A 15,898-nucleotide genomic window follows, 5' to 3' on the forward strand; every position below is an offset into this window, starting at 1 on the left:
GGTTCAGCGTGGCCGCGGTCGCACATCCGGCAGGGGTCACCCCGCCACCGGCGCCGCCCCCACCCCCGCCGCCTCGATCGCCCCGGCCACCCGCAGGGCCAGATCCTCCCGCCACGGCGCCGCGATCACCTGGACGGCCAGGGGCAGCCCGCCCCCGACCCGCACCGGCACCGCGACGACCGGCAGGCCGATGAACGAGATCGGCTGGGTGAAGATCCCGATATTCGGCCGCGCCGGCACGGTGACGCCGTCGAGCTCCATCGTCGCCTGGCCGATCGTGAGCGCCCGGCAGGGCGTGCAGGGGGCGAGGATCACGTCGACCTCGTCGAACAACGCCAGCACCCGGGCGCGATACCAGCTGCGGAAGCGCTGGGCGCGGTGGACCCAGGCGGCCGGAATCGTCGTGCCGGCGATCAGCCGGTCGCGCACCGCCGGGTCGTAGTCGCCGGGGCGCTCGCGCAGGCGGTCGAGGTGCAGGCCCGCCGCCTCGGAGGCGGTGATGACGAAGGCCGCGGCCCGCGCCCGCGCGGCTTCCGGGATCTCGATGCTGCGGGTCGCCGCCACCGCCTCGGCGGCGAGTCGCACGGCCGCGAAGCAATCGGGCTCGCCGCCGCGGGCGAAGTAGCCGCCGGCCACCGCGATGCGCAGGCCGGAGGTGCCCTGCGCGAGCGCCGCCGTCACCGGCTCGACCGGACGCGGCGCCTGCCAGGGATCGTCGGGATCCTCGCCCTGCATCGCGTCGTAGGCGAAGCTCAAGTCGGCGACCGAGCGGGCGAGCGGTCCGAGATGGTCGAAGCTCGCGACGAACGGGAACGAGCCGGCCCGCGACAGCCGGCCGAAGGTCGGCTTGAGCCCGAAGGTGCCGCAGAACGCCGACGGCACCCGGATCGAGCCGTTGGTGTCCGAGCCGAGGGTGAGGGGCACGAGCCCCGCCGCGACCGCCGCCCCCGAGCCGCCCGACGAGCCGCCGGTCATCCGCCCGCGGTCGTGCGGGTTGCGCGAGGGGCCGTCATGGGCGTTCTCGCCGGTGAAGTCGTAGGCGTATTCCCCCATGTTGAGGGCGCCGACGAGGATCGCGCCGGCCGCCTCCAGCCGCCGTATTAGGGCGCCGTCGCGGGCAGCCGGAGCACGGGTGCGGTTGATCTTCGAGCCGGCGCGGGTCGGGAGCCCGGCGACGTCGAACAGGTTCTTGACCGCGAAGGGCACGCCGGCGAGCGGGCCGGGCGGCTTGCCGGCGGCGCGCTCGGCGTCGAGCGCCGCGGCGCGGGCCCGGGCGCGCTCCGCCGTCACATCGGTGAAGGCGTTCACGCCCGGATCGACCGCGGCGATCCGCGCCAGGGCGGCCTCGATCGTGGCCGAGGCGGTGAGCCGGCCCGCCGCCACGGCGGCGGCGATCCCGACGGCGGTCTCCTGGTTCGTCATGCCAGACTCGCTCATGCCCGGAACACCGGCGCCGGCTCGACGGTGTCGTCGAGGGGGAAATCGAGCACCAGGCGGGCGGCCGCCGCCGTCGCCTTGACGCTGGCGATCACCGTCTCGCGCCACTCGGGCGCCATCGGGATGCCGGAGAGCGGCACCATCGCGTCGACGACCGCGCCGGCGGAGTCGTCGTCGAGGGGCACGGCAGGGGAGGAGGGAGAGGTCGTCATGGTTGGCCCTCACACGGGTGGGCGGGGAATGGCCGCGAGCAGCGCACGGGTGTACTCGGCCTTGGGCGCCTCCAGCACCTCGGCGGTCGGCCCCTCCTCGACGATGCCGCCGGCCCGCATGACGATGACGCGGTCGCAGAGCAGGCGCACCACCTGCAGGTCGTGGCTGACGAACAGGTAGCTCATGCCGAGCGCCTGCTTGAGGTCGGCGAGCAGGTTCAGCACCACCGCCTGCACCGAGACGTCGAGGGCCGCGGTCGGCTCGTCGAGGATGACGAGGTCGGGGCTCGGCGCGATGGCGCGGGCGATGCCGACCCGCGCCTTCTGGCCGCCGGAGAGCTGGTGCGGGAAGCGGTCGAGGAGGTCGACCGGCAGGCCGACGAGGCGGGCCAGTTCCTCGCAGCGCGCCCGGATCGCCTCACCTCCCTGCACGGTGCGGAAGCGCAGGAGCGGGTCGGCGATGGCCCGCGCCGCGGTCCAGCGCGGGTTGAGCGATTCGGTCGGATCCTGGAACACCATCTGGATCTTCGGCCGCAACGGATGGCGGGCGAAGCGCGCCGCCGGCACCCGGCCGATCTCCTCGCCGGAAAACACGATCGAGCCCTCGGTCGGGTCGAGGAGCCGCATCACCATCGTCGAGGTGGTGGACTTGCCGCAGCCCGATTCGCCGACGAGGCCGACGCTCTCGCCCCGGGCGACCGTGAAGCTCAAGGAATCGACCGCCCGGAACGGCGCCGCCGCCTTGCGCGAGAGCAGGGATTTCGCCTTCGGATAGTCCTTCACCAGCCCCGAGACCGCCAGCAGCGGCGCCCCCGCTCCTCGAGCCCGCTCCGGGGCTGCGGCCGGCGCCCCCTCGGGCAGCAAGTCGCGCAAGGTTGCGCCCGGGCGCGGGGTCGCCTGCATCAGCCGGCGGGTATAGGCGTGGGCGGGTGCCCGGAAGATCGTCGCCGCCGGCGCGGTCTCGACGACGCGGCCCTGCTCCATCACGACGATGCGGTCGCAATAGGTCGCGGCCAGCCCGAGATCGTGGGTGATGAGCACGGTGGCCATGCCGCGCTCCCGGGTGAGGCCGGTGACGAGGTCCATCACCGCCTTCTGGGTCGTCACGTCGAGGCCGGTCGTCGGCTCGTCGGCGATGAGGAGCTGCGGCCGGCACGCGAGCGCCAGCGCGATCACCACCCGCTGGCACATGCCGCCCGAGAGTTCGAACGGGTAGGCGTGATAGCGCTCTTCAGGCCGGGCGATCTTCACCTGCTCGAGCGCCGCGATGGCCTTGGCCTTGGCGTCGCCCGAGCCGGCCTCGGCGTGCTGGCGCAGCACGTCCTCGATCTGGTGGCCGACCTTGCGGATCGGGTTCAGGGCGGCGCGGGGATTCTGGAAGATCATCGAGATCTCCCGCCCGCGCAGGTCGCGCATCTGGCGCTCGGTCGCGGCCCGCAGGTCGATGCCGGAGAAGCCGACCTCGCCGCCGGCGATGCGCCCGGCCCGGTCGAGGATGCGCATCACCGCGTAGGAGGTGACCGACTTGCCCGAGCCGGATTCGCCGACGATGCCGACGGTCTCGCCCTTGGCGATTGAGACGTCGACCTGGCGCACCGCCTGCACCGTGCCGCGGCGGGTCGCGAACTCGACCGTGAGGTCGCGGATGGCGAGGAGCGGGAGCGCGGTCACGTGCGCCTCTGGGGGTCGACGATGTCGCGAAGGCCGTCGCCGATGAGGTTGAAGCAGAACACCGCGAGCATCAGGGCGAGGCCCGGGAACAGCGCGATCCACCACTCGCCCGAGACGATGAAGCCCGCGCCCTCCGCCACCATGATCCCCCATTCCGGGGTCGGCGGGCGCACGCCGAGGCCGATGAAGGAGAGCCCCGCCGCGTTGAGGATTGCGTAGCCCATGGTCAGCGACATCTGCACCATCATGATCGGCAGGATGTTCGGCAGGATCGCGGTGAGGACGATGCGCAGGTCGGTGTTGCCGGTGAGCCGCGCCGCCATCACGAAGCCGGCGTTGCGCCGCTGCGCGGCCTCGGCCCGGGCGAGGCGGGCATAGAGCGGGAAGTTGATGATGGCGGTGGCGAGCACGATGTTGCCGACGGTGTTGCCGAGCGCCGCGACGATCCCCATCGCCAGGACGAAGAGCGGGAAGGCCATGATGGTGTCGGCCAGCCGCCCGACGATCCGGTCGGTCCAGCCGCCGAAGAACCCGGCCATGATCCCGGCAAGCCCGCCGGCGACGAAGACGAGGGCCACCGAGAAGACCGCGATGGCAAGATCGAGCCTTGCCGCCACCACCACCCGCGAGAGGATGTCGCGCCCGAGCTGATCGGTGCCGAAGGGGTGGGCGAGCGTCGGGGCCTGGAGCGCCACCGCGGTATCCGAGGCGAGCGGATCGTAGGGCACCAGCGACGGACCCACCGTCGCGCAGGCGACGAGGCCGAGGAGCAGCGCGAAGGCGAAGCCCGTGACCGGGTTGCCGGCGATGACGGCGCGGGCATGCGCCAGCGTCGCCGAGACACCGGCGCGGGGCCGCTCGGCCGGGAGGGCAGGGGAGCCGGCGGCGCTCATGCGGCCTCTCTTACGCGCGGGTCGATCAGCCCGTAGGCGAGGTCGATGGCGAGGTTCAGCACCGTGTAGAGCAGCGCCATGGCGAGCACGAAACCCTGGACGGGGGCAAAGTCGGAGGCGATCAGGGCCTCGACCGCGTAGGAGCCGACGCCCGGCCAGGCAAACACCTTCTCGACCAGCACGTTGGCGCCGAGCAGGAACGAGAACACCATGCCGAGCGTCGTCACCACCGGCAGCATCGCGTTCCTGAGCGCATACGTGACCACGACCCGGCGACGCGACAGGCCGGCGGCGCGGGCGGTGCGGACGAAATCGGCGGCGAGCACCGCCAGCATCGCCGCCCGGGTGATCCGGGCGATGGGAGCGAGCGCGAAGATCGCCAGCGTCAGGCCCGGCAGGGCGATCTGCGCCAGTGCCGCCCGGAAGGTCTCGATGTCGCCCGCCATCAGGCTGTCGAGGAGGAAGAAGCCGGTGCGCGTCGGCGGCGGCGAGGCGAAGGCGTCGAGCCGCCCGAGCGGCGCCGGGGCCCAGCCGAGCACGAAGTAGAACGCGTAGACGAGGAGGAGCCCGGTGAAGAACACCGGCAGCGACACGCCCGCGGTCGCCACGATCCGGCAGGCGTGATCGACGAGCGAGCCTTGGCGCAGGGCCGCCGCGACGCCGAGCGGTACCGCGACGAGGAGCGCGAGGGCGAGGCCGACCAGGGTCAGCTCGGCGGAGGCCGGCAGCCGGGCGCCGAGATCAACTGTGACCGGCTGGCCGGTGGTGAGCGAGCGGCCGAGATCGCCGCGGGCGAGGTCGGCGACGTAGCGGGCGAATTGTTCGGGCAGCGGCCGGTCGAGGCCGAGCTCGGTGCGGATCTGGGCGATCGCCTGCGGGGTCGCGGCCGGCCCGGCGAAATAGGCCGCGGTGTCGCCGGGCAGGACGCGCGTGAGCAGGAACGACACCACGACCACCCCGGCAAGCGCCGGGAGCGTGGTGGCGAGGCGGTCGAGGAGCGTGCGCAGCATGGTGTGGCCCTCCTTGTGCGTGGCGGGAAAGACGAGGCGCGGGTTGAACCCTCCCCCCTCTGCGGGGGAGGGTGCCCGGCGGAGCCGGGCGGGAGAGGGGACGCCGCTTCCGGAGATGTTGCGCGTTTCATGAAGGGCGCTCACCGGAGCGGCGTCGCGCTGCCCCTCTCCCGGCTCACTGCGTTCGCCACCCTCCCCCGCAGAGGGGGGAGGGGGAAACCCGAGCCACTCCTTTCTTCCGGACAGTCCAGCGAACGAGGAAGGCGTCAGCGCCCCAGCATCCCACCCCTCACGACGCCGTCCCCTTGGTCAGGTAGCGGAAGTCCGGCTCGCGGCAGGGCTGGAACTGGTAGCCGTTGATCGTGCGCTGCATCGCGACGTCGTGGGTCGGCTGGGCGATCGGCACCATCGGCACCTCGCGCTCGGCGAGCGACACGAAGTCGATCACGCTCTTTTGGTAGACCGCCGGATCGTCGGTGAAGCGGGCGGTATCGATCAGCGTGTCGAGCGCCGGGTTCTGGTACGAGGCGATGTTGAAGATCGAGTTCGCCCCGTGCAGGGTCCAGAACAGGTAGTAGTCCGGGTAATCGAGCCAGCCGGCGAAGCGGTTGAGGACCATCGGGTTGGTCTTCTTCGAGATCTCGCCGCGAAAGTTCGCACCTGGGATCTTGCCGATCTCGACCGTGATGCCGATCCCGGCGAGCGCCTCCTTGATCAGCACCGCCATCGGCTCGGCGACGGTGGCGTTGCCGGCATCGAACAGCAGCGTGGTGGTGAGGCCGCCGGGCGCGGCGGCCTGCACCAGGGCCTTGGCCTTCGCCGGGTCGGTCCGGTACGGGAACGGTTGCGGCCAGGCCACCCGCGGCGTCTCCGGCCCGCCCGACATGTCGAGGCCGCGGCCGAACAGCGAGGCTTGAAGAATCTTCTCGTAGGGCAGCACCCAGGCGACCGCCTGGCGCAGGCGGACATCGGTGAACGGCCCGACCGCGGTGTTGAGGTATACCGACCAGACCCCGTTCGGGATCGGCACGCCGACGACCTTGATCTTGCCGGCGTCGATCAGGTCCTTGAAGTCCTTCGGCGGCAGCCCGTACGAGATGTCGGCATCGCCCTTCTCGATCAGCGCTCGGCGGGTCGAGGGCGAGGCGATGTCGCGGGCGATGACCCGGCGCAGCTGCGGCAGCTTGCCCGACGTCCAGGCATCGTTGCGGGCGTAGATCGTCTCGACGCCGGGCTTCCAGCTCTCGACCCGGTAGGCGCCCGAGCCCGCGACGTTGTTCTTGAGCCACTCCTTGGCCCAGGGGTCACCGCCGCCGTTGGCTTTCGCCAGTTCCGCATCGATCACGAACGGGATCGTCACGGCGAGGTTCGACATCGTCATCTTGTCCTTGCGGACGAAGTCGATGCGGAAGGTCTTGTCGTCCAGCGCCACGAACTGCTCGGGCTTCTCCAGCGAGCCGGCATTCATCTGCGTGGTGGCGAAGCCTCCGATCGACACCGCCCGGTCGAGGGACCACTTCACGTCCTTGACGGTGACCGGCCGGCCGGAATGGAACGTCGCGTCGCGGAGCTTGAACGTGCAGCTCATCCCGTCGGAGGCGACCTGCCAGCTCTCGGCGAGTTCACCCTCCAGCTCGCCCATCTTCACCGCATTGCCGCCGCCGCCCGGGATCGGCACCGGCTTGAAGCGCAGGAGCCGGTCGTAGCAGTTCAGTGCCACCCCGTTCACCGGCTGCGAGGCGCCGATGCCCTGCATGTCGAGGGAGTTCGGCCCGTATTCCTGCACCAGCAGCAGGGTTTCGTTGCGGGTCGGGTTCTGCGCGTGAGCCTGGCTCTTCGCCACGAACGGCGCGGCGAGCCCGGCGGCGAGAGCGGTGCGGCGGGTGATCATGCGGCGCGGACCTTCGTGGGCGAGAGGAGGCGGGTGCCCGCGTCGGCGGGCGTGACGCCACCGCGAGGCAAGGATCGGACCGGCATCGGAAATTGCATGCAACATGGAAAGAGTGCATGCATTTCGGCGATGTTGCACGCATGTTGTTTGGGCGCGGGAGCCGCAATTTCAGGCATGCCGGCGGCGTGACGATGCGGCAGGGTCTCGCCTGTTCGCGACGGGGATGAGATGGACGAGGCGGCAGGACGGACGCGGACCGAGCGGCTGGCGGCCGAGATCGCCGAGGCGATCGTCACCGGCGCGCTGGCGCCGGGCCACCGCCTCGACGAGCAGGCGCTGGCCGACCAGTACGGCGTGTCGCGCACGCCCGTGCGCGAGGCCCTGCGCCAGCTCGGCACGTCGGGCCTCGTCGAGGTCCGGCCGCGCCGCGGCGCGGTGGTGGCGCAGGTCACGCCCGCGCAGCTCGCCGAATTGTTCGTCGCCATGGCGGAGATCGAGGCGACCTGCGCCCGGCTCGCCGCCCAGTCGATGAGCCCGCTCGAACGCCGCCGCCTCGACGCCCTCCACGAGGTCATGGCCGACCTCGCCGCCACCGGCGATGCGGGCGCCTATGCCCGGGCCAACACGACGTTCCACGGCGCGGTCTATGCCGGCGCCCACAACGCGGTGCTGGCCGATTTCGCCCTCTCCTTGCGCCGCCGGCTCCAACCCTACCGCGAGGCGCAGTTCCGCCAGGACGGACGGCTCGCCCGCTCGCATGCCGAGCACGGGGCGGTTGTCGCGGCGATCCTGGCCGGGCGGGCCGAGGAGGCGCATGCCGCGATGCTGCGGCACGTCACGCTGGTGGAGAGCGCGGTGGAGGGAATGCTGGTGCGGGGGGCCTGACGCTTGCCGACCGGGGCCGGGCGAGATCGCCCGGACCCTGGCACCGCTGCCTCATCCCATGCTCACGCCGTACTGCGCGCAGATCGCGACGATCTCCGGCGGCGTCAGCCCGCCGGGCGCCGCGCGGCCGGCACGGTCGAAGTGACGGAACATCTCGAGCGCCTGGATGCCCGGCCGGGCCATGACCAGGAATCGCACCGGCCCCGTCATGTCGTTGCGGAAGCCGTGACGCGTGCCGCCCGGAAGCTGCACGGTCGTTCCCGGTCCGGCCCGTCTCTCGCCGGAGGCGCCCAGGATCGTCAGCTCGCCGTCGAGCACGAAGAAGACCTCGTCGTCGCCGGCATGGACGTGCGGCGGCACCCCGTATCCCGGCGGGATGATGTGCTCGCCGACGAACAATCCGTGCCGCGCAGGCTCGGCCTTCACCACCATCGCGGCGCCGAAGACGTTCAAGGCCTCGCCACCCCCGGCCTCTGTGAGGCCGGCCATCGGTTCCGTCGCATGGGTCATCGTCGATCCGTCCGTTCGAAGAGGGCTTGCGCCCCGCCCGCCTACCTTGCGAATTTCAGCGGGAGGGAGGAGATGGCGATCGTGGACGCGGTGTTCGCCCACGCGAACAATGCTGCCATACCTGCCCTCATGCGACCGTTCCTCGGCATCGAAGCCTTCGTCCGGGTGGTGGAGACCGGCAGCGTCACCGCTGCCGCCGAACGCCTGCAGACGGCCAAGTCCTCGGTCAGCGAGACGGTGCGCGCGCTGGAGGAGCGCCTGGGCGTGCGCCTCCTCGATCGCTCGACGCGGAATGTGCGCCCCACCGAGGCCGGCCGTGCCTTCTATCTCCGCTGCCTTCGGCTGCTCGCCGACGAGGAGGCGGCGCGGCTGGAAGCGCAGGCCTGGCAGACGGCGCCCGCCGGGACGCTGCGGATCGCAGCCCCGGAGTGCTTCACCGCCCGCCATCTCATTCCGGGCCTGCCGGCCTTCCTGTCGGCCCACCCCGCCGTCACGATCGAGTTCGTCGAGGGCGCCGCCTCCGTGCGGCTGGTCGAGGACGGCTTCGACCTCGCCATCCGGGTGGTCGAGACGCCTGCCGAGGGCCTCGTCGTGCGCCGGCTCGCGACCTCCCGCGTCGTGATCGTCGCCTCGCCGGGTTACCTGGCCCGGCATGGGCCGCCGGCCGAGCCGGCGGACGTGGCCGAGCACCGCTGCATCGGCTTCTCGCCCCTGCCCTGGCGGGACACCTGGCGGATCGGGATCGCCGCCGTTCCGGTCCGCCCGGTTCTCGCCACCGACAACGCCGAGTCGCTGCGCGCCGCGGCCCTGGCCGGCATCGGCCTCGTCGCCATTCCCGACTGGGCCGTGTCCGACGTCCTCGCGGCGGGCCAGCTGCAGCGGGTGCTGGCCGGCTACGACACCCCGGCGAGCGGCATCCTCGCGGTCTATCCGACGAACCGCCTCACGACGCCCAAGGTGCGCGCCTTCGTCGATCACGTCGCAGCCCTGCTGCGGCACCGCGGCCTGCCGCCCTGAGGCGTCCCGCCGTCCTCGGCCCGCCGCCCGGGGCGGTCACGGCGTGCCTTCCACGAACACCACCGCGTCGAGCGCCATGCACGCCCCCGGCTCCGTTCCCACCAGAATCGGGTTGAGGTCGAGGCTGGCGATCGCCGGCTCCTCGACCATCAGCCGCCCCACCGCCACCGCGGCGGCGAGGTAGGGCGCGACCGCGAGCGGCGGCTCGCCGCGCACGCCGGCGATGAGCGGGGCGATCCGCAACCCTCCGAGCGCCCGTTCCACCTCGGCCTCCGAGAACGGGGGCAGCAGCACCGCGACGTCCGGCATCGCCTCGACGGTGGTGCCGCCGTCGCCCACCATCACGACCGGACCGAAAACCGGGTCGCGATGCGCGCCGAGCACCAGTTCGCGCCGGCCCCGCGCCATCGCCGCGACGATGACGCCGGAGGAGGCGTGACCCGCCGCCGCCAGCCCGGTCCGGCAGGCCTCGAAGGCGGCGCGGACCGCTGCGTCGCCGCTCACCCCCAGATGCACCAGGCCGAGTTCGCTCTTGTGCGCCACCTCCGCCGAGCAGCCCTTGACCGCGACCGGGCCGCCGATCTCGACGGATGCCGCCACCGCCTCCTCCGCCGTGCGGCAGAGCCGGTGGCGCACCACCGGCACTCCGGCGCGGGCGAGGCGGCCCAGGCTCTCGGCCTCGTCGAGGAGGCGCGGCGGCGTTCGGGCCGGCGGGGGAGGGGCCGGGTGCGGCGGCCGGCCCGCGGCCGCCGCCATCCGCTCGCGGTGGGCGATGAGCTGGTGCAGCGCCCGCACCGCCTCGCCCTCGCCGGGGAAGACCGGCAGCCCGCGGGAGCGGAACGGCGATGCGACGATCTCCTGGGGGGCGACGATCACCACCGGCTTGCCCGTCGCCTGTGCGAAGGCGGCGGTGTCGCGGCCGAAATCGTCGACCGCGTAGGCCCGTCCCGCCACCGGCACCCCGACCAGGAAGGCATCGGCGGACGGATCCGCGGCGATCACCGGCAGGATCTGGCCGAACAGCGCCGAGTTGGTCATCAGCGCCGCCGTGATGTCGACCGGGTTGCGGGTCGCGGCGAAGCTCGGGAGGATCGCCCGCAGGCGGCCCTGGGTGTCCTCGCGCAAGGGGGCGATGTCGAGCCCGCAGGACGTGGCGGCATCCGCCGCCATCACGCAGGTCGCGCCCGAATTGCTGATCGCCACCAGGCGGCGCCCGCCCGGGCGCCAGCCCTTCAGGTACAGCTCGGCCGCCGCGACGAGATCGGTGGTGTCGCGCGCCCGCCAGATTCCGTGCCGCTCCAGGAAGGCGTCGACCAGCCGGTCCTCGTTGGCGAGCGCGCCGGTATGCGACTGCGCCGCCGCCTGCCCGGCGGCGGTGCGGCCGGACTTGAGCGCGACGATCGGCAGCCCGCGGTCGCGGGCGATGGCGGCGGCCTCGGCGAGGTGGTGCGGGTCGGGGATGCTCTCGAGGTAGAGGAGCAGCAGCCTGAGGGCCGGATCGGCCGCGACCGCGGCGGCGAGCTCGCACACCGTCACGTCGGCGTCGTTGCCGGTGGCGTGGGTGTGGCGCACGCCGATGCCGCGGGCGCGCAGCAGCCCGTAGGGCACGACGCTCATCGCCCCGCTCTGGCTGACGATCCCGACCGGGCCGTCCTGCGGCGGCGCCTCCAGGAACATGCTGGAGAAGCTCGCCACCGCGCCGGTGCCGAAATTGGCCAGCCCCTGCGCGTTTGGGCCGATCATCCGCAGGCCCCGGGACCGGGCGCGGGCCACCATCGCCCGCTCGGCCGCCTGGGCGGCGGGGTCGGCGGTCTCGCCGAAGCCCGAGGCCATCATGATCGCGACCTTGACGCCGATCGCGCCGCACTCGTCGAGGGCCGCCACCGCGGCCTCGCCCGGCACCGCGATGATCGCGAGGTCGGGCGCCCGCGACAGGGCCGAGAGCCGCGGCACCGTGCGCCGGCCCTGGACCTCGTCGCGCCGCGGGTTGACCGGCCAGACCTCGCCGCGAAAGCCGAAGCGCGACAGGTAGAGGAGCGGTCGGCCGCCGATCTTGTCGGGATTCTCGGAGGCGCCGATCACCGCGATCGAGCCCGGGTCGAGGGCGGCCTGGAGGCTCGACGTCATGGCTGGCTCTCCGGTACGACGAACGGGACGAGCCCGGCCCCGAAGGCGCGGAACGTCGTGCGCACGGAATCGCCGATCGCGATCCCCTCGGGCGGGCAATGCGCCATGAAGCGGAAGCCTTCCTCGGCATCGACCAGGGCAAGACCATAGGGGGCGTGGGCCTGGAGGTCCGGCGACGGCGCGCGGGACACCACGGTCACGGCGTAGACCGTGCCGCGGCCCGACGCCGAGTCCACGTCCGGATCCTCGCGGCCGCAGGACGGGCAGAACGGGCGGCGGACATACTGGACATGGCCGCAGGCGCGGCAGCGCGCGAGCGTCAGGCCCTCGCCGCCCATCGTCCAGTCCGGGGGCATGCCGTCCGGGCTCATCGGCCGTTCTCCAGGACGAGGCTGACATGGGAGGAGAGCACGCCGCCGTCGCCGTGCAGCAGCGCCAGCGCCGGGGGCGCGACCTGGCGCGGGCCGGCCTCTCCCCGCATCTGCCGCACGGTCTCGGCGAGATGGGCCATGGCGCCGCCGACCCCGCAATGGCCGTAGCTCAGGAGGCCGCCATGGGTGTTGAGCGGCAGCGCGCCGCTGGCGGAGAAATGCCCCTCGCGGGCGAGCCGCCCGGCGGCGCCCCGCGGCGCCAGGCCGATCTCCTCCAGCAGGATCGCGAGCGTGATGGTGAAGCTGTCGTAGATCGCGGCGTAGCGGAGATCGCTCAGCGCGATGCCGGCCTGGGCGATTGCCCGGCCGGCGCTCTCGCCGGCGCCGAAGGCGGTGAGGGAGGGCGCGGCGCTGACATGCTGGTGGGTATGGGCCTGCGCCGCGCCGCGGATGCGCGGGCCGGACCGCGCGGGGTCGTCGCGCTCGATCACGAAGGCCGCGCCGCCATCCGAAACCGGGCAGCAATCGAGCAGGCGCAACGGCGCGGCGATGAGCTTGGAGTCCCGCACCATTGCGGCGGTGATCGGCTCGGTCAGGTGGGCGCCGGGCGTGCGGGCGGCATTCGCCCGCATCAGCACCGCCAGTTCGGCATGGTCGTCGATGCCGTATGCGTGGGCGTAGCGCGAGGCGACGAGGCCGTAATAGGCGGGAATGGTCGGGCCGAGCGGCACCTCGTAGGTCGGGTGGCCGATCTGGGCCAGGGTCTGGACCGCCGCGTCGCGGGACTGGCCCGACAGCCGGTTCTCCCCCGCCACCACCAGGATCCGCTCCGCGGCGCCCGATTCGACCAGCAGATGGGCCAGCATCACCAGGGCGAAGCCCGTGGCGCCGCCGAGCTGCACCGCGTGGGCGTAGGCCGGCCGCAGGCCGAAATGCTCGGCGAACACCGTCGAGAGCATCAGGTGCGGGTGGGTGGTCGAGTAGCCGGTGACCAGCCCGTCGATCTCGCGCCGCTCCAGCCCGGCATCGGCGAGCGCATCCGCGGCGGCGCGGCTCATCAGGTCGAGGGTGGAGAGGCCGGAGAGGCGCCCGAACGGCGTGAGGCCGAAGCCGGTGATGCGGCTCATCGGGCGAGTGTCCGGAGAGGAGGGCCGACGTCACGGCCGCTCCCCCGTTCCCGGACGACTGGAGCGTCGCCGGAAGGAGATCCGGGATCCAGCACCAACGGTCGCGACGCGTCCGAATCTCCGCGCCGTTGATACGGCAGAGCCGCTTCGCGGCAGGTCTTGTGCTGGATCCCGGATCTCCTTCCGCGAGCGCTCCAGTCGTCCGGGAAAGGGGCCGGGCTCGTGGCGGACAGGCCGGCGATCCCCTCGGGCATCGCCCTGCACGGCCGCGCAGCACGGCCGGTCGCGGCCGGGCCATCGGAATGCCTAGTATTCCGCGTGGCGGAACTTCGCATCGGGCGTCCTCCGGGCCGGGCCGTCGCGGCGAAGGACGAGCCTTGTGCCGGCAACCTCTTGCCGGACGATGGTTGCCTTCCGACGAATAGCCTGTCAACACTGGTGCAAGCCGGGCGATGATCGGAGATCGTCGCCGGGCGGGGAGAGCCGGGACCGACCGAAAGAGTTCTGTTGCAAGGAACTCATCCCTCAAGGGCGGCGGGACCGGGAACGCGTGAGAGGCGCCATGCACCCTCGGCCGGGCCAGGATCCGCGTGCGGCGACGGGAGCCGCATGAGCCCGTCCGCCGAGGCCGACGACGCCCCGCCTCCCCCCACCCCGCCCGAGCCCAACGCGGTCCAGAAGGTGTGCGCCGTGCTGCGGGCGCTCGCCGCCCCCGCGCCGCGGCGCCTGACCGACCTCGCGGCCGAGACCGGGCTCAACAAGGTCACGGCACTCCGCATCCTCGACACCCTGGCGCAGGAAGGCTTCGCCGCCCGGGCGGCCGATGGCCGGCGCTGGCGGCCGGGGCCGGAGCTGACGGCGCTCGGCGCCAGTGCCGGCCGGCCCGACGATGTGCGGGCGCTGGCCCGGCCGGGGCTGGTGCGGCTCGCCGAACTCTCCGGCGACACGGTGCTGCTCTCGGTGCGGAGCGGGGTCGAGGCGGTCTGCATCGAGCGCGAGGTCGGCGCCTACCCGATTCGTGCCAACTACCTCGATATCGGCAGCCGCCGGCCCCTCGGGGTCGGAGCCGGGGCGATGGCCCTGCTCGCCTGGCTGCCGGACCGCGAGGTCGAGGCGATCCTCGGCATCGTGGTCCAGCGCCTCGGGCCCTATCCGCGCCTCGGCCGGGAGGAAATCCGGGGGGCGATCGTGGAGGCGCGGGCGCGGGGCTACGTCGTGCTCCTCGACCAGGTGGTGGACACGATGGGGGCGATCGGCGTGCCGGTGCGCGACGAAGGCGGGCGCACCGTCGCGGCTCTGAGCCTCGCGGCGCTCACCACCCGCATCCGGGCGCGGGAGGCGGAACTGGCGGAGGCGCTCCGGCGCGAGGCCGACCTGATGGAGCGGGAGCGGATCCCGGCGGGGCGGGGAGGGGAGGGGTGAGCGGAAGCCTGATTCCCGCCAGCGACCTCGCCCCGAGGTGTCCGTTCATCGACGATGGACCGATCGCGAAGGAGGGCTCCGCAAGCCCCTGCGATCCCTGGAGCCCTCCTTCGAGGCTGCCGCGCGAGGTCGTGACCAGGAAAGCTGTTCGAGCCGCGTGGAAAAACGTCACATCACGGAGACCCGGATGAACATCACCGACATCCAGTCCCAGATCGTCTCGCTCCCGTTCGACATGGGCGGCCCGCCGGCCAGCTTCGCCGGCAAGGCCTGGACCCATCTCGACATCCTGCTGGTGCGGGTCGAGACGGACGAGGGGCTGGTCGGCTGGGGCGAGGCCTTCGGCCATGCCGGCATCCAGGCGACGCGGGCCGCCCTCGACACCATCGTGGCGCCGCTCGTGCTCGGGCGCTCCTCGGGCGACATCGCGGCGCTGACGCGGAGCGTGCTCCACGCCACGCATCTGCTCGGCCGCAACGGCCCGTTCGTCTTCGCCTTCTCCGGGATCGAGACGGCGTTGTGGGACCTCGCCGGCAAGCGGGCGGGGCAGCCCCTGGCCCGCCTGCTCGGCGGCGAGGTCCGCGAGCGGCTGCCGGCCTACGCCTCGCTGCTCGCCTATCACGAGCCGGCGCTGGTGCGCCGCAACGTCGAGGCGGCCTGCGCCGCCGGCTACCGCCACATCAAGCTGCACGAGGTCACCGAACCGGCGGTCGCCGCGGCGGCCGAGGTGACGCGAGCGTTCGGGGCCGCCCTGATGGTCGACGTCAACTGCGCCTGGAGCGTCCCGGCGGCGCTGCGGATGGCCGACGCCTTCGCGCCCCACGACCTCCTCTGGTTCGAGGAGCCGGTCTGGCCGCCGGAGGACGTGCACGGGCTGGCGCAGGTGCGGGCCCGCGGCGTCCCGATCGCCGCCGGCGAGAACACCGCCGGGCTGTTCGGCTTCAAGGCGCTGATCGAGGCCGGCGCCATCGACGTCGCCCAGCCGAGCGTGACCAAGATCGGCGGCGTCGGCGAGATGCTGCGGGTGATCACGCTCTGCGAGGCGCACGGGATCCGGGCGGCGCCGCACAGCCCGTATTTCGGCCCCGGCCTCGTCGCGACGATGCACGTCATCGCGGCCCGCGTCGAAGACCCTCTGGTCGAGGTGCTGTGGCTCGACATGGAGGCGAACCCGTTCGATCCTTGGATCCGGGCCGAGAACGGCCACGTGCGGCTGCCCCCCGGGCCCGGCCTCGGCTGCGACCCGGATCCGGGCGTGCTCGAGCGCTACCGGGTCGGCGACATCGTCCGCACGGCATAGAATCAAGAGCAATCAGGGAGGACAC

The 15,898-nt window shown here is 72.9% G+C and carries 14 protein-coding genes; 4 read left to right on the plus strand and 10 right to left on the minus strand.

Features of this window, described 5'->3' with window-relative positions; translation table 11 throughout:
• Nucleotides 1–36: 36 nt before the first annotated feature.
• From FF100_RS00685 to FF100_RS00710, 6 genes are all read right to left on the minus strand, one after another.
• The gene (locus FF100_RS00685) at nucleotides 37–1,422 is read right to left on the minus strand and encodes an AtzE family amidohydrolase (RefSeq protein WP_139033644.1); all 1,386 of its coding nucleotides are present in this window, start codon (nucleotides 1,420–1,422) and stop codon (nucleotides 37–39) included.
• 11 nt (nucleotides 1,423–1,433) lie between these two features.
• A complete protein-coding gene (locus FF100_RS00690; RefSeq protein ID WP_139033645.1) occupies nucleotides 1,434–1,649 on the minus strand; it encodes a DUF4089 domain-containing protein in 216 nt (71 codons plus the stop codon).
• Between the two features lie 9 nt (nucleotides 1,650–1,658).
• A complete protein-coding gene (locus FF100_RS00695; RefSeq protein WP_139033646.1) occupies nucleotides 1,659–3,320 on the minus strand; it encodes a dipeptide ABC transporter ATP-binding protein in 1,662 nt (553 codons plus the stop codon).
• Nucleotides 3,317–4,213: an ABC transporter permease gene (locus tag FF100_RS00700; RefSeq protein ID WP_139033647.1), complete on the minus strand. Its 897-nt coding sequence runs from the start codon at nucleotides 4,211–4,213 to the stop codon at nucleotides 3,317–3,319. The genes FF100_RS00695 and FF100_RS00700 overlap by 4 nt, the downstream gene beginning before the upstream one ends.
• Nucleotides 4,210–5,223 (minus strand): ABC transporter permease, encoded by a 1,014-nt coding sequence (locus tag FF100_RS00705; protein ID WP_139033648.1) that lies wholly within the window; start codon nucleotides 5,221–5,223, stop codon nucleotides 4,210–4,212. The genes FF100_RS00700 and FF100_RS00705 overlap by 4 nt, the downstream gene beginning before the upstream one ends.
• Nucleotides 5,224–5,512: 289 nt before the next feature.
• Complete coding sequence (locus FF100_RS00710; RefSeq protein WP_139033649.1) at nucleotides 5,513–7,114, minus strand: ABC transporter substrate-binding protein; 1,602 nt, start codon at nucleotides 7,112–7,114, stop codon at nucleotides 5,513–5,515.
• Nucleotides 7,115–7,342: 228 nt separating this feature from the next.
• Between FF100_RS00710 and FF100_RS00715 the strand changes: the two genes are divergently transcribed.
• Complete coding sequence (locus FF100_RS00715; RefSeq protein WP_139033650.1) at nucleotides 7,343–7,999, plus strand: GntR family transcriptional regulator; 657 nt, start codon at nucleotides 7,343–7,345, stop codon at nucleotides 7,997–7,999.
• Nucleotides 8,000–8,050: 51 nt separating this feature from the next.
• On the opposite strand, the gene FF100_RS00720 is transcribed toward FF100_RS00715, so the two are convergent.
• Nucleotides 8,051–8,488, minus strand: a complete 438-nt coding sequence (locus tag FF100_RS00720; RefSeq protein ID WP_171070002.1) for a cupin domain-containing protein — start codon at nucleotides 8,486–8,488, stop codon at nucleotides 8,051–8,053.
• Nucleotides 8,489–8,581: 93 nt separating this feature from the next.
• Between FF100_RS00720 and FF100_RS00725 the strand changes: the two genes are divergently transcribed.
• Nucleotides 8,582–9,526: a LysR family transcriptional regulator gene (locus FF100_RS00725; RefSeq protein WP_171070003.1), complete on the plus strand. Its 945-nt coding sequence runs from the start codon at nucleotides 8,582–8,584 to the stop codon at nucleotides 9,524–9,526.
• A gap of 36 nt (nucleotides 9,527–9,562) precedes the next feature.
• Here FF100_RS00725 and FF100_RS00730 read toward each other — a convergent pair whose 3' ends face one another.
• The 3 genes from FF100_RS00730 to FF100_RS00740 are packed head-to-tail and all read right to left on the minus strand — an operon-like array spanning nucleotide 9,563 to nucleotide 13,151.
• Nucleotides 9,563–11,653 (minus strand): acetate--CoA ligase family protein, encoded by a 2,091-nt coding sequence (locus tag FF100_RS00730; protein ID WP_139033653.1) that lies wholly within the window; start codon nucleotides 11,651–11,653, stop codon nucleotides 9,563–9,565.
• On the minus strand, nucleotides 11,650–12,024 hold the full coding sequence (locus FF100_RS00735) for a Zn-ribbon domain-containing OB-fold protein (protein ID WP_246101858.1): 375 nt from the start codon (nucleotides 12,022–12,024) through the stop codon (nucleotides 11,650–11,652). Before FF100_RS00735 ends, FF100_RS00730 begins: the two co-directional genes overlap by 4 nt.
• Entirely contained in the window at nucleotides 12,021–13,151 is a 1,131-nt protein-coding gene (locus tag FF100_RS00740; protein ID WP_139033654.1) for a thiolase family protein, read from the minus strand. Before FF100_RS00740 ends, FF100_RS00735 begins: the two co-directional genes overlap by 4 nt.
• 609 nt (nucleotides 13,152–13,760) lie before the next feature.
• Between FF100_RS00740 and FF100_RS00745 the strand changes: the two genes are divergently transcribed.
• Together FF100_RS00745 and FF100_RS00750 are read left to right on the plus strand one after the other, a co-directional pair.
• Nucleotides 13,761–14,573, plus strand: coding sequence for an IclR family transcriptional regulator (locus FF100_RS00745; protein WP_139033655.1), 813 nt, complete (start codon nucleotides 13,761–13,763; stop codon nucleotides 14,571–14,573).
• 187 nt (nucleotides 14,574–14,760) lie between these two features.
• Nucleotides 14,761–15,873: a mandelate racemase/muconate lactonizing enzyme family protein gene (locus FF100_RS00750; protein ID WP_139033656.1), complete on the plus strand. Its 1,113-nt coding sequence runs from the start codon at nucleotides 14,761–14,763 to the stop codon at nucleotides 15,871–15,873.
• The last annotated feature ends 25 nt before the right edge of the window (nucleotides 15,874–15,898 follow it).

This window comes from Methylobacterium terricola, assembly GCF_006151805.1.
Taxonomy (GTDB): Bacteria; Pseudomonadota; Alphaproteobacteria; order Rhizobiales; family Beijerinckiaceae; genus Methylobacterium; species Methylobacterium terricola.

Excerpts from the sequence above, each read along its gene's own strand:
- FF100_RS00685 (WP_139033644.1), bottom strand. The coding sequence starts at position 1,422 with ATGACGAACCAGGAGACCGCCGTCGGGATCGCCGCCGCCGTGGCGGCG.
- FF100_RS00690 (WP_139033645.1), bottom strand. The coding sequence starts at position 1,649 with ATGACGACCTCTCCCTCCTCCCCTGCCGTGCCCCTCGACGACGACTCC.
- FF100_RS00700 (WP_139033647.1), bottom strand. The coding sequence starts at position 4,213 with ATGAGCGCCGCCGGCTCCCCTGCCCTCCCGGCCGAGCGGCCCCGCGCC.
- FF100_RS00705 (WP_139033648.1), bottom strand. The coding sequence starts at position 5,223 with ATGCTGCGCACGCTCCTCGACCGCCTCGCCACCACGCTCCCGGCGCTT.
- FF100_RS00710 (WP_139033649.1), bottom strand. The coding sequence starts at position 7,114 with ATGATCACCCGCCGCACCGCTCTCGCCGCCGGGCTCGCCGCGCCGTTC.
- FF100_RS00715 (WP_139033650.1), top strand. The coding sequence starts at position 7,343 with ATGGACGAGGCGGCAGGACGGACGCGGACCGAGCGGCTGGCGGCCGAG.
- FF100_RS00720 (WP_171070002.1), bottom strand. The coding sequence starts at position 8,488 with ATGGCCGGCCTCACAGAGGCCGGGGGTGGCGAGGCCTTGAACGTCTTC.
- FF100_RS00725 (WP_171070003.1), top strand. The coding sequence starts at position 8,582 with ATGGCGATCGTGGACGCGGTGTTCGCCCACGCGAACAATGCTGCCATA.
- FF100_RS00730 (WP_139033653.1), bottom strand. The coding sequence starts at position 11,653 with ATGACGTCGAGCCTCCAGGCCGCCCTCGACCCGGGCTCGATCGCGGTG.
- FF100_RS00735 (WP_246101858.1), bottom strand. The coding sequence starts at position 12,024 with ATGAGCCCGGACGGCATGCCCCCGGACTGGACGATGGGCGGCGAGGGC.
- FF100_RS00740 (WP_139033654.1), bottom strand. The coding sequence starts at position 13,151 with ATGAGCCGCATCACCGGCTTCGGCCTCACGCCGTTCGGGCGCCTCTCC.
- FF100_RS00745 (WP_139033655.1), top strand. The coding sequence starts at position 13,761 with ATGAGCCCGTCCGCCGAGGCCGACGACGCCCCGCCTCCCCCCACCCCG.
- FF100_RS00750 (WP_139033656.1), top strand. The coding sequence starts at position 14,761 with ATGAACATCACCGACATCCAGTCCCAGATCGTCTCGCTCCCGTTCGAC.